Below are 13,031 nucleotides of genomic sequence, written 5' to 3' on the forward strand. Positions count from 1 at the left end.
CGGCACCGCAAAACCCCCGCACGGGACGCGATTCGTGGAGGGTTCACCCTTCCTTGTTACTCTCATGGGTTGTGACTCCAGCTGAACTCGCCTCCATCATCACCGAGACCACCCGTACCGTCCTGACGGAGCGTGATCTCGACCCCTCCGTCGCACCTGACCTGGCTACCGTTGAACGGCCCCGAAATCCGGAACACGGCGACTACGCCACCAATATCGCACTGCAGACCGCGAAGAAGGCGGGAACGAACCCGCGCGACCTCGGCACGTGGTTGGCCGACGAACTCAGCCGTGTCGAGGGGATTGAGGAGGCCTCCATCGCCGGCCCCGGGTTCATCAATATCCGGCTCGCCGCCGACGCGCAGGGCAAGCTGGTCGCCGACATTATCGAGGCGGGGGAGTCCTACGGTACCGGCGACGACTATTCAGACCAGCGCATCAATCTGGAGTTCGTCTCCGCCAACCCCACCGGCCCCATCCACCTTGGAGGCACCCGGTGGGCGGCCGTCGGTGATTCACTCGGCCGTATCCTCGCTGCCCGTGGTGCAGCAGTGACCCGCGAATACTACTTCAATGACCACGGCACCCAGATCGACCGTTTCGCGCGCTCACTGGTGGCGTCGGCGAAGAACGAACCTGCCCCGGAGGACGGTTACGGCGGAGAGTACATCTCCGACATCGCCAACCAGATCATGGAGGCGACCCCGGACTGGGCGGACCACGACGATGTCACGGTGCAGGAGATCTTCCGTTCCCAGGGTGTCGAGCTGATGTTCGCGCATATCAAGCAGACCCTGGCCGAGTTCGGCACGGAGTTCGACGTCTTTTTCCACGAGAACGCACTCTTCGAGTCCGGTGCCGTGGACAAGGCGATCGTCACGCTGAAGGAGAACGGTAACCTCTACGAGGCCGACGGTGCGTGGTGGCTGCGTTCCTCGGAGTTCGGCGATGACAAGGACCGGGTCGTCATCAAGTCCGACGGCAACGCCGCCTACATCGCGGGCGACATCGCCTACATCGCCGACAAGATCGACCGGGGGCACAACCTGTGCATCTACATGCTCGGTGCCGATCACCACGGCTACATCGCCCGGCTGAAAGCCGCGGCGTCCGCACTCGGGTACGATTCCGACCAGGTCGAGGTGCTCATCGGCCAGATGGTCAACCTGGTGCGTGACGGAAAAGCCGTGCGCATGTCGAAGCGCGCCGGAACGGTGATTACACTCGACGACCTGGTGGAGGCGATCGGCGTGGACGCGGCCCGCTACGCCCTGATCCGCACCTCTGTCGACTCGTCACTGGATATCGACATGGCTCTGTGGGCCAGCGAAACCAGTGACAATCCGGTCTACTACGTCCAGTACGGCCATGCCCGACTGTGCTCGCTGCAGCGTAAGGCGGCCGATACCGGAGTGAGCCTCCCGGAGGACCTCTCCACACTCGATTTCTCCCTGCTCGACCATGACCGGGAAGGCGACCTCATTCGCACTCTGGGCGAGTTCCCGGGTGTGGTGGCCACGGCGGCGGAATTACGTGAGCCTCACCGTATCGCCCGGTACGCAGAGCAGCTGGCGGGAACCTTCCACCGCTTCTACGACTCCTGCCAGATTCTCCCCAAATCCGACGAGCCCACCGGGGACGATACTGCCGCGATCTTCCTTGCGCGACTGGCGCTGGCCGATGCAACGCGTCGCGTCCTCGCCAATGCCCTGGGACTGCTCGGCGTCTCTGCCCCAGAGAGGATGTGACCCGGCTCCATGGACCCTAATGTTCATCTTCCCCAGGTCCCGCTGCGCAAGCGCACCGAGACTCTGGAGGATTTCAACAAGATCCCGGCCCATGTCTTCCCCGCCTCAGCCGGGCGGACGGAGGACGGCGAACTGGTCATCGCCGGTAACCGCGTCACGCACCTGGCAGACCAGTACGGCACGGCCACGTTCGTCATGGATGAGGCCGACTTCCGTGCACGGTGCCGACGTCTCGCCGAGGCCTTCGGGGGCGGGGAGCGGGTGCACTACGCGTCCAAGGCGTTCCTGTCGCGCACCGTCTGCCGGTGGGTCGACGAGGAAGGGCTCGCGCTCGACGTGGCCAGCCACGGCGAACTTGCCGTCGCCCTCGCTGCCGGTTTCCCTCCCGAGCGCATCACCGTGCACGGAAACAACAAGAACCACGAGTTCATCACCGCCGCCGTACAGGCGGGTGTCGAACTTGTCGTCATCGACTCGCTCATCGAAATCGACAGGGTCGCTGAAATCGCCCGGCAGGAAGGACGGGTCCAGGACGTTCTGGTGCGGGTGAAGCCGGGAGTTCATGCCGACACCCATGAGTTCATCGCCACGAGTCACGAGGACCAGAAGTTCGGATTCTCGTTGGCATCGGGTTCCGCCGAGAACGCCTGCCTCTCCTGCCTGTCCACCGACGGGCTGCGACTGCGGGGCCTGCACTGCCACGTCGGCTCCCAGGTCTTCGAGGCCGACGGGTTCGCATTGGCAGCGGACCGTCTCCTGGGGCTGTGGGCCCGGCTGGTCAGCGGGGAAAAGACGGTGGACGCTGATGTCACTGCCCTGGACGTCCTCGATCTCGGCGGTGGTTACGGTATCGCCTACACCCCGGACCAGGAGGCGCTCGATGTCGAGGAGGTCGCCGGCGACCTCCTGTCCCGCGTCGCGACGAAGGCAGCGTCCTACGGGGTCAACGCTCCGGTGGTCAACGTCGAGCCGGGTCGTGCCGTGGTCGGACCGTCTGCCGTCACGGTCTACCGTGTCGGGACAGTCAAGGACGTCCATACCGCTGACGACACAGTCCGTCGCTACATTTCGGTGGACGGAGGGATGAGCGACAACATCCGGCCGGCGCTGTACCAGGCGGAGTACGACTGTCGCCTGGCCAACCGGTTGGCTACCGGTGACCTGGTCTCCACCCGCGTGGTGGGCAGCCACTGCGAGTCCGGGGACATCCTGATCAACGACGCACTGATGCCAGACGACATCGCCCCGGGCGACCTGCTCGTCATCCCCGCCACGGGCGCGTACTGCTACATGATGGCCTCCCGCTACAACATGATGACCCGCCCGCCGGTGATTGTCGTGGCGGACGGCGAGTCCCGGGTGATGATCCGCCGGGAGACGGTAGAGGACGTGCTCGCGCTGGAGAATTTCTGATGGTTTATCATCGGGAAAACGAACTTTCACACGACAGACCCCACACGAGACAACTTCGGGAGAGTAATGGCTGATCAGGCTGACAACAATGCCGCCGCGCCCACCGTCGGCGTAGCGCTGCTGGGCATGGGAACCGTGGGTACCGAGGTTCTGCGCATCCTCCAGGAGGACGCGCAGGATTTCACCGCCCGCACCGGTGGCCCCATCGAGGTCCGCGGTATCGCCGTGTCCGACCTGTCCAAGCCCCGTCCAGGTGTCTCCTCCGAGCTGCTCACGGATGATGCCTTCGGTCTCGTCAACCGCGAGGACATTGACCTGGTCATCGAGGTGATCGGTGGTATCGACTACCCGCGTACCGTCGTGCTGGCCGCGCTGCGTGCCGGCAAGTCCGTGGTGACGGCGAACAAGGCGCTGGTTGCCGCGCATGCCGGAGAACTGTCCGAGGCCGCGGACTCCTCAGGGGCCGACCTGTTCTTCGAGGCCGCCGTTGCCGCAGCTATCCCTGTAGTCGGTCCGTTGCGCCGTTCCCTGGCAGGGGACCGGGTGAACCAGGTCATGGGTATCGTCAACGGCACCACGAACTTCATCCTCGATGCGATGTACAAGCGCGGGGCGTCCTACGACGAGATGCTTGCCGAAGCCACCGCCCTCGGATACGCCGAGGCGGACCCCTCTGCTGACGTGGACGGCTACGACGCCGCGTCCAAGGCTGCGATCCTGGCGAACCTGGCCTTCCATTCGCCGGTCGGCAGCGATGACGTGCACGTCGAGGGCATCCGGTCGATCAACGTCGCCGACATCGAGGCCGCCAAGGCCGCCGGATGCACCATCAAGCTGCTGGCCATCTGTGAACGCCTCGTCGACGACGAGGGGCAGGAGTCCGTCTCCGCCCGCGTTTACCCGGCACTGATTCCGCTGGACCACCCGCTGTCCAGCGTCAGCGAGTCCTTCAACGCGATCTTCGTCGTCGCAGAGTACGCCGGACGCCTGATGTTCTACGGCAACGGTGCCGGTGGCGCCCCGACGGCTTCGGCGGTGCTTGGTGACGTGGTCGCCGCCGCCCGCAATATCGTGCACGGTGGACGTGCCCCCGGCATGTCGACCTACGCCAACCTGCCTGTCGGCGATTTCGGTTCGGTGCGCACCCGCTACCACGTTGACATGGTCGTCGACGACCGGCCGGGTGTGCTGGCGGAGGTCGCCTCGACATTCTCCGTACAAGGGGTGTCGCTGAAGACAGTCCGCCAGGAGGACGCCGGTGACGCCGGTGCGCGACTGGTCGTCATCACCCACCACGCCGCCGAGAGTGACCTCGAGTCGACGGTGGACAACCTCAAGAACCTTGACGCCGTGAAGGCCGTCAACAGCGTGATCCGAATGGAAGGCAACTGATGACCGATAAGCGCACCCCGGTGCTCCACCACTGGACCGGCCTGATCAACGAGTACCGCGACTGGATGCCCTTCGCCGCGGACTGGGAGCCGGTGACCCTCAACGAGGGTGGGACCCCGCTGATCAGAGCGAACTATGTTTCCGAGATCACCGGGTGCGATGTCTGGCTCAAAGTCGAGGGCGCCAACCCGACCGGTTCCTTCAAGGACCGCGGCATGACCGTGGCCGTCACCGATGCGGTCCACGCGGGCAAGAAGGTCCTGATGTGTGCCTCCACGGGTAACACCTCAGCCTCCGCCGCCGCCTACGCCGCACGTGCGGGGATCGCCTCCGCTGTGCTGATCCCCGAAGGCAAGATCGCCCAGGGCAAGCTTTCGCAGGCGGTGATGCACGGTGCGAAGATCATCCAGGTGCGCGGTAACTTCGACGACTGCCTGGAACTGGTGCGCAAGACCACGACGGACTTCCCGGAGATCGCGCTGGTGAACTCGGTCAACCCGATGCGCATCGAGGGGCAGAAGACCGCTGCCTTCGAAATCGTCGACGCTCTCGGTGACGCCCCCGACATCCACGCGCTGCCGGTGGGGAACGCAGGAAATATCACCGCGTACTGGAAGGGCTACTCGGAGTACGCCGAGGCGGGCCTGTCGACCAAGCGACCGGTGATGCTGGGTGTGCAGGCCGCCGGTGCTGCACCCCTCGTCAGCGGTGAGCCGGTGCTTGAGCCCGAGACGGTGGCCACCGCCATCCGGATCGGTAACCCGGCTTCCTGGCACCAGGCTGTCGCGGCCAAGGAGGAGTCCGGTGGGTCCTTCCGTGCGGCGACGGACGAGAAGATTCTCGAGGCCTACCGACTGATCGCTGCACGCGAAGGAGTCTTCGTGGAACCGGCGTCGGCCTCCTCCGTGGCAGGGTTGCTCGCCGCTCACGCCGAGGGGTCCATCGAGAAGGGGCAGCGCATCGTCTGCACCGTCACCGGTCACGGGTTGAAGGATCCGACGACTGCTCTGAGCGAGATGCCGGAGCCGACCCCGATCGACGTCGACACCAATGCAGTCGCTGAGGCACTGGAACTCGCATGATGTCCGGTTCGACTGCGGGCACAGGCGCCGTCGATGCGCCGCTCCGGACGATCGCCCCTGGCCGCAGGGTGACGGTGACCGTACCTGCGTCCACTGCGAACCTGGGTCCGGGCTTCGACACCCTGGGCCTCGCCGTCGGGTTGTACGACACCGTAGAGGTGGAGTCGACTGACGCAGGTCTGGACGTCACCGTGCACGGTGAAGGCGAAGGTGAGGTTCCCCTCGACGAACGGCACCTTGTGGTTCGTGCGCTGCGTGCCGGCCTGCATGAGGCAGGCGCGAGTGTCGGTGGCCTGCGGATCGTGTGCCGGAACAGTATTCCTCACTCGCGTGGTCTGGGGTCCTCGGCGGCAGCAGCTGTCGCCGGCGTGGCGGCCGCCAGCGGGCTTGCCGGAGGAGACCACCCGACCGGTGCACTGGACGACGACACGCTGATCCAGCTGTCGTCGGCGTTCGAAGGGCACCCGGACAACGCTGCCGCGTGCGTCCTCGGCGGGGGAGTGGTCTCGTGGACCAATATCCCTGTCGACGGTCGAAGTGCCCCGGAGTACCATGCCGTCGGCGTTCCCGTGCATCCTGATATTTCCGCGACCGCGTTGATCCCTGATTTCCACGCGTCGACAGAGGCGGTGCGCAGGGTCCTGCCGAGTGATGTGTCCCACCAGGACGCCCGTTTCAATGTGTCCCGTGCCGCACTCCTGCCCCTGGCGTTGAGCTCGTACCCCGAGCTGCTGTGGGAGGCCACGCGCGACCGGTTGCACCAGCCGTACCGTGCGGAGGTTCTGCCGGTCACGACTGAGTGGGTCAACAGGCTGCGTAACCTGGGGTTCCCTGCGTTTCTGTCCGGCGCAGGCCCGACGGTCATGGTCTTGTCGACGTCCGCCGTCGACGCTCCACTGCTGGAGGAGGCCAGAGGCAGGGGCATCGCCGTCCTGGAGACCGGCGTAGGACGACGGGCATCGGTCGAGGTCAACTGACGGCCCCGGAGGTACGCCCCGGAACGCTTCCGGTATCGCCGCTACTGTGCGTCCTCGGGATCGTCCTGCGGCTTCGGTTCACCGGGGCTACGCAGCTTGATGACGTCGAACTCCCCGGACGCCAGGTGCGCGCGGAGATCCTTCTTGTCGAATTTGCCGACTGATGTCTTGTCAATCCGGTCGACGAAGGTCCAGTATTCCGGCGCCATCCAGCGGGGCACTTTCGCCGCGACTGCAGCAGCGAGCTCCTCTGCTGTGGTGCGGTCGCGGTCGACGCCCGCAATCGTCACCACCACGGCGAGCGGGCGTTGGCCCCATCGCTCATCGGGGACACCGATCACCGCTGCCTCGGCGACCATGTCGGACTCCATGACGATATTCTCCAGGATCGCCGAATAGATCCATTCTCCTCCGGAGCGGATGGTGTCGGTCTGCCGGTCATGCACGGTGAGGAATCCGTCCCGGGTGATCGTCCCGATGTCACCGGTGCGCAGCCAGCCGTCGTCAGTGAAGCGTTCGGCGGCGTCGTCGGAATCATCGACGTCCGTGCCGCGGAACACGTGTGCGGCACCACCTTTGGCGGCTGCGGGAGAGTGATGGTAATCGGTGGTGACCCAGTTGCCACGCACCTGTATCTCACCGCTTGAACGGTCGTTGGGCTGCTGTGGTGTCCCGTCATCGGACACCACACGGAACTCCATTCCGATGGGGAACCGCCCCTGGCTGTCGCGGTAGCGGCGCCGCGCGGCGCCGCCGACCCCCACCGGGGTCCTGGCGACGGTGCCCACCGGCCCTGTCTCGGTCATGCCCCAGGAATGGATCATGTCGACTCCGTAGCGTTCCTCCCATGCGTCGATCAACGCGGGTGGTACGGGTGCACCGCCGGAAATGATCTCCTGCAGGCTCATTTTCTCCGGCGGTGTGTGTTGGTAGTGCACGACAAGTTGCATCCAGACACTGGGAGCGCCGTGGGCCATGCGTGGCATCGAGTCGGCGATGACGTGTGCCAGATGGGCGGGGCCGGCCACTCCGCCGGGGAAGACCAGCGGTGTGCCGGCCATGAAAGCGGCGATCGGTACACCCCAACTCAGCACATGAAAGACCGGTACAGTGCAGAGGAAGCTGTGACCGTTGCGGATGCCGAATGAGTCGGGGGTGCGCAGGTTCATCGCGTGTAACCACATCGCGCGGTGGGAGTACACCACTCCTTTAGGCGCACCAGTGGAGCCGGTGGAGTACAGCAGAGCCGCCGGCGCGGTCTCGCTCACGTCCGGCCAGGTGTAGGTGGTGGCGTACCCGTCGAGGATCTCCTCGTAGCTGAGGACAGTGATGTCCCCGCGACCGGCCTCGGTGAGGAGCGTATGGAGATCATCCCGTGCTTCGGCACCACCGGTGCCTGTGACGATGACGGTGTGGATCTCCGGACAGTCCGGCATCACCGGGGCCAGACGGCGTGACAGGCGGGGAGAACCGATGATCACACGGTCGCCGGCGTGGTTGATGATATGCACCAGTTGGTCGGCGACGAGGTTGGAGTTCAGCGGCTGGATTACCGCTCCCATCGATGTCACCGCGAACAACGACTCCAGATGTTCGGTGATATTGGGCATGAACGTCGCGACGCGGTCCCCAGGGTTGACACCGGCAATATCGGCGAGCGCATGGGCCAGAGCGGCACTGCGTCCTCCTATCTCGCTGAAGGTGGTGTCCTCGGGCGTCTCTCCGTAGTAGGTACGCACCGTTGTCGAACCGTGAACAACGCGCCCGTACTCGAGCACGGAAGCCATCGTCAGGGGGAACTCGCGCATCGTCGACGACGTGAGGGGCGCGGTGCTGGGGGCGGGGCCGGTGGTGTGACCGGGCTCTGTGCGCTGGGTGCCGTCCATGTCATCAAGGATAGGGGACGGGGTCGGCGCAGGGTTGCATGACCGCCGCAACACCGGCACGCCGGTCTGGATTAGGGATACTCGCGCAACCGGGTGGTAGCATCTACGCTGAGAACCGACCATCGCCATCCCGTCGGCCCTGAGAAGTCAGAGTCGGGAACCGGTCCGAGACGGTGGACGGTCATCCGGATTCACGGGAATCCACGCGGGAGCATTGCCCCGACAGCATCATCTACCGGGCGTGATCGTCTGCTCCGGTACCGGGGTTCCACAACAGGTGTCGGCACACGAGATGTCGACCATGTTGCCCGCGCGCACCGTGCTATCCGTTCCACATATCGACGACTCACGAGAGCACGTCACCTTCCGTTGTTCTGCCGCCGTGAGGGACTGTGGACGCCTGTCGGGCGTGCACACCCAGTGCGGCGGGATCGTCCTTCGGTCACCACCGTTGGTCGACAGCAGGGGAAGGTGAACCGAAAGGACACCTGTGACTTTGCCGGACATCGTCTCCCGGGCACAGAACGACGGGCTTGCCTCCCTGAAACTGGCGGAACTCAAGCAGATCGCGACATCGCAAGGTCTGCGCGGGATCTCCGGAATGAGGAAGGGGGAGCTGGTCTCCGCCATCGCCAGCGCGGGGATCGGCAGCGGCCGCCCTGCCGGGGCCCAGCCCTCGGCCCCTGCTGAACCGGTGAAAGCTCCGGCCAAGGAAACTGCCTCTGCACGGTCAAAGGAGGGCGCCCCCGCGTCGGACCGCCAGGACAGAGCAGGCAGGAGGGAACAGCAGGCGCCTCAGCCGACTGCCGACAACGCCGACAACGCCGACAACGCCGGCAACGCCGGCAACGCCGGCAACGCCGGCAATGCCGACAACGCTGAAAACACCGGCAACGCTGGTAATGCCGGCAATGCTGGTACCCGGGGTTCTGGTGAGCGCAACGACGGTAACGACCGTCGTGACCGTAACGACCGGGGCGACCGTAACGACCGGGGCGACCACGGTGACGAGGAGGGCGGTCGCCGTGGCCGCAGGAACCGCAGGAACCGGCGGAACCGAGGCAAGGGGGACCAGGGCGGGAATCAGGGTAACCAGGGCAACCAGCAGAATGCCGATGACCGTGGCGGCCGGAACCGCAATGACCGCGGCAACAAGAACAACCGCGGTGACCGCGGTGACCGGGGTGACCGGGGTGGCAACCAGGGCAACCAGGGTGGTCAGAACAACCAGAACCAGAACAACGGTGGCGGCAACAATGAGCCGCCCACACCGGTTGCCGGCATTCTCGACTTTGCCGACGCCAACACCGCGTTCATCCGCACCACCGGTTACCATGCCGGTTCCACCGACGTGTACGTTCCGATCCAGATGGTGCGAAAGTACGGGATGCGGCATGGCGACGCGGTCACCGGCACGATCCGGCCCGGTGCCAAGGCACAGCAGGCTGGAGGCGGTGGACGGGGAGGACGCAACCGCCAGAAGTACACGCCGTTGCACGCCGTCGACACTGTCAACGGGCTGGCCCCTGACCAGGCTGCGCAGCGGCCGAAGTTCAACAACCTCACACCGCTGTACCCGAACCAACGGCTGCGACTGGAAACTGAGCCGAAGGTCCTGACCACCCGCGTCATCGACCTGATCATGCCGATCGGTAAGGGACAGCGTGCGCTGATCGTCTCCCCGCCGAAGGCCGGCAAGACCACAATTCTCCAGGACATCGCCAACGCGATCACGGTCAACAACCCGGAGTGCTACCTCATGGTCGTCCTAGTTGACGAGCGTCCGGAAGAGGTCACCGATATGCAGCGTTCGGTGCGCGGCGAGGTCATCGCCTCCACGTTCGACCGCCCGCCGAACGAGCACACCGCCATCGCTGAGCTGGCCATTGAGCGTGCGAAGCGTCTGGTGGAGCAGGGCAAGGACGTCGTCGTGCTTCTCGATTCGATCACGCGTCTGGGCCGCGCATACAACAACTCCTCACCTGCCTCCGGCCGTATCCTCTCCGGCGGTGTGGACTCCAATGCTCTGTACCCGCCGAAGCGTTTCCTGGGCGCGGCACGGAACATTGAGAATGGTGGATCGCTGACGATCATCGCTACGGCCATGGTCGAGACCGGTTCTGCCGGCGATACCGTGATCTTCGAGGAGTTCAAGGGCACGGGCAACGCGGAACTGAAGCTCGACCGCAAGATCGCGGAGCGTCGTATGTTCCCCGCCGTCGACGTCAACCCGTCCGGGACGCGCAAGGACGATCTCCTGCTGGGGCCCGACGAGGCCCGGCTGCTGCACAAACTGCGTCGGATTCTCTCTGCCCTGGATCCGCAGGCCGCTATCGATCTGTTGCTCAAGCAGCTGCGGAAGTCGAAGACCAACCGCGACTTCATGCTCCAGATCGCTTCTTCGGCTCCGTTGGCAGGGGAGGACGACGATGAGTGAGTTGGCAGGGTCGCCGTCGAAGGTCGACGACATCCTTTCTGAGTATCAGGGGCTTGAGATGCAGCTCGCCGACCCCGATCTGCACAATGACGCGGCGGCGGCGCGACGCGTGGCCAAGCGGTTCAGCGAACTTCAGCCGGTCATCCAGACCTACAACAAGCTCGTTGAAGCCCGTGATGATTATGAGGCAGCCAAGGAGATGGCGGCCGAGGACGCTGACTTCGCCGATGAAGCCGACCGTCTCGCCGCGGAACTGCCCGGGCTCGAAGAAAAGCTCACCGACCTGCTCGCCCCTCGTGATCCTCACGACAGCGAAGACGTGGTCATGGAGATCAAGTCGGGCGCCGGCGGTGAAGAGGCCGCCCTGTTCGCCGGGGAACTCGCCCGGATGTACCAACGTTACGGTGAGCGGCACGGTTTCACCTTCGAGATCCTTGATGTCAACGAGACGGATCTCGGTGGGGTGAAGGACATGACCATGTCCGTCCGGGCGAAGCAGCCCGGGCGCGACGGCGCATGGAGCGTCTTCAAGTACGAGGGCGGTGTCCACCGGGTCCAGCGCATCCCCGTGACAGAGTCGCAGGGACGGATCCAGACCTCTGCCGCCGGCGTTCTGGTGTACCCGGAACCCGACGAGGTCGAGGACGTCGAGATCGACGACAAGGACATCCGGGTCGACGTCTACCGGTCATCCGGCAAGGGGGGCCAGGGTGTGAACACCACCGATTCAGCGGTGCGCATCACCCACCTGCCGACAGGCATCGTGGTCACCTGTCAGAAGGAACGGTCCCAGATCCAGAACCGGGCGCGTGCGATGCAGGTGCTCGCCGCCCGCCTTCAGCAGATGAAGGAGGAAGAAGCGGATGCCGTGGCTGCGGAAGGACGCGCAGCTCAGATCCGCACGATGGACCGGTCCGAACGCATCCGGACCTACAACTTCCCGGAGTCCCGGGTCTCGGATCACCGCATCGGATACAAGGCGAACAACCTCGACGCTGTCCTGGACGGCGATCTCGACGCTCTCTTCGGCGCACTCAGTGAGGCAGAACGTCAGAGCAGGCTGGAAGCCGGGGAGTAGGTCCACGGTGGCACTCAGTGACGCGACCACCGTCTCCGCGGCGCTCAGGGAGGCCGTGCCGGCACTTGTCGAGGCCGGTGTGGAGTCTGCGGCACATGACGCGCGCGTGCTCATGGCAGCGGCCCTGGAGCAGGAGACCGGAACCACGGTCTCGCCGCTGGATCTGGTCATGTGCGGCGGTGACACCGCACCGGCACTGTTCGTGGAACTCCTGCAGCGGCGAATCGCCAGGGAACCCCTGCAGCGGATCCTCGGTCATGGATCAGTGATGGGGATCGATCTCGCAGTCACCCCCGGGGTGTTCATTCCCCGACCGGAAACCGATCTGCTCATTGACTGGGTGGCGAGGGAGGCGGAACGTCGTGTGTCGCGCCGAGAGCACGGACTGTTCTCCCGGCTGCTCGAGCCGACCCTCACTATTGTGGATCTGTGCAGTGGACCTGGCACGGTCGCCCTGGGAGTGGCCCACGAGCTGAGCGTCCGGGGGATCCCGGAGAAGGTCTCTGTGCGTGTGGTCGGTCTGGAGATCACCGAGGAGGGCGTACACCTGGCACGAAGGAACGCCGGATCCTGGGTCGACGACGGACATGTTGACTCGCGTGTACAGGTGCAGTTCCACCGCGCCGATGTCTCGGCCCCGGCGGATATCGTGGCACTCGGACTCGTCAATTCCGCCGATATCGTGGCCTCCAACCCTCCCTATGTTCCGGAAACCACCCCGGTGTCGCCGGAGGTGGCCCAGGACCCCCACAACGCGGTGTTCTCGGGGGCAGACGGTCTGGCTCTGATGCGCCCGTTGGCCGGAATCATCGAACTGGTCGCGGCCCCCAGCGCGGCAGTCGCTGTCGAACACGATGATTCGACGGGGGAGGCAGTGCGGGAACTCCTCGTCGACGCCGGTGTTTCGGACGTGGTACAGCATCGTGACCTTGCGGGACGGGACCGGTTCGTCAGCGGGCAGGTGCACCGCGATCCCGGGCATCGTCCGGTACAGGGCTAGAGTGAACGGGTCAGAGTT

9 protein-coding genes are annotated in these 13,031 nt (G+C 65.2%); 8 read left to right on the forward strand and 1 reads right to left on the reverse strand.

Annotated features, from left to right (window positions below):
• The first annotated feature begins 71 nt into the window (after positions 1 to 71).
• The 5 genes from argS (at position 72) to thrB (ending at position 6,612) form a co-directional block, all read left to right on the forward strand.
• The gene (gene argS, locus CGLY_RS06660; protein ID WP_038547702.1) at positions 72 to 1,748 is read left to right on the forward strand and encodes an arginine--tRNA ligase; all 1,677 of its coding nucleotides are present in this window, start codon (positions 72 to 74) and stop codon (positions 1,746 to 1,748) included.
• Between the two features lie 9 nt (positions 1,749 to 1,757).
• Positions 1,758 to 3,161: a diaminopimelate decarboxylase gene (gene lysA, locus CGLY_RS06665; RefSeq protein WP_038547705.1), complete on the forward strand. Its 1,404-nt coding sequence runs from the start codon at positions 1,758 to 1,760 to the stop codon at positions 3,159 to 3,161.
• Between the two features lie 66 nt (positions 3,162 to 3,227).
• Positions 3,228 to 4,553 carry a homoserine dehydrogenase gene (locus CGLY_RS06670; RefSeq protein ID WP_038547708.1) on the forward strand — a complete coding sequence of 442 codons (1,326 nt, stop codon included), beginning with the start codon at positions 3,228 to 3,230 and terminating at the stop codon, positions 4,551 to 4,553.
• A complete protein-coding gene (thrC, locus tag CGLY_RS06675; protein WP_038547711.1) occupies positions 4,553 to 5,635 on the forward strand; it encodes a threonine synthase in 1,083 nt (360 codons plus the stop codon). Before CGLY_RS06670 ends, thrC begins: the two co-directional genes overlap by 1 nt.
• Positions 5,635 to 6,612, forward strand: coding sequence for a homoserine kinase (thrB, locus tag CGLY_RS06680; protein ID WP_052540738.1), 978 nt, complete (start codon positions 5,635 to 5,637; stop codon positions 6,610 to 6,612). Before thrC ends, thrB begins: the two co-directional genes overlap by 1 nt.
• Before the next feature lie 41 nt (positions 6,613 to 6,653).
• Here thrB and CGLY_RS06685 read toward each other — a convergent pair whose 3' ends face one another.
• Entirely contained in the window at positions 6,654 to 8,420 is a 1,767-nt protein-coding gene (locus tag CGLY_RS06685; RefSeq protein WP_052540741.1) for a long-chain fatty-acid--CoA ligase, read from the reverse strand.
• A gap of 568 nt (positions 8,421 to 8,988) precedes the next feature.
• On the opposite strand from CGLY_RS06685, the gene rho reads away from it, so the two are divergent.
• The 3 genes from rho to CGLY_RS06700 are packed head-to-tail and all read left to right on the forward strand — an operon-like array spanning position 8,989 to position 13,013.
• Positions 8,989 to 10,935 carry a transcription termination factor Rho gene (rho, locus tag CGLY_RS06690; protein ID WP_038547714.1) on the forward strand — a complete coding sequence of 649 codons (1,947 nt, stop codon included), beginning with the start codon at positions 8,989 to 8,991 and terminating at the stop codon, positions 10,933 to 10,935.
• Between the two features lies 1 nt (position 10,936).
• Positions 10,937 to 12,013 (forward strand): peptide chain release factor 1, encoded by a 1,077-nt coding sequence (gene prfA, locus CGLY_RS06695; RefSeq protein ID WP_038551765.1) that lies wholly within the window; start codon positions 10,937 to 10,939, stop codon positions 12,011 to 12,013.
• 7 nt (positions 12,014 to 12,020) lie between these two features.
• Entirely contained in the window at positions 12,021 to 13,013 is a 993-nt protein-coding gene (locus CGLY_RS06700; RefSeq protein WP_081803809.1) for a N5-glutamine methyltransferase family protein, read from the forward strand.
• Positions 13,014 to 13,031 lie beyond the last annotated feature (18 nt).

This window comes from Corynebacterium glyciniphilum AJ 3170, from assembly GCF_000626675.1.
In the GTDB taxonomy this organism is placed as follows: Bacteria; Actinomycetota; Actinomycetes; order Mycobacteriales; family Mycobacteriaceae; genus Corynebacterium; species Corynebacterium glyciniphilum.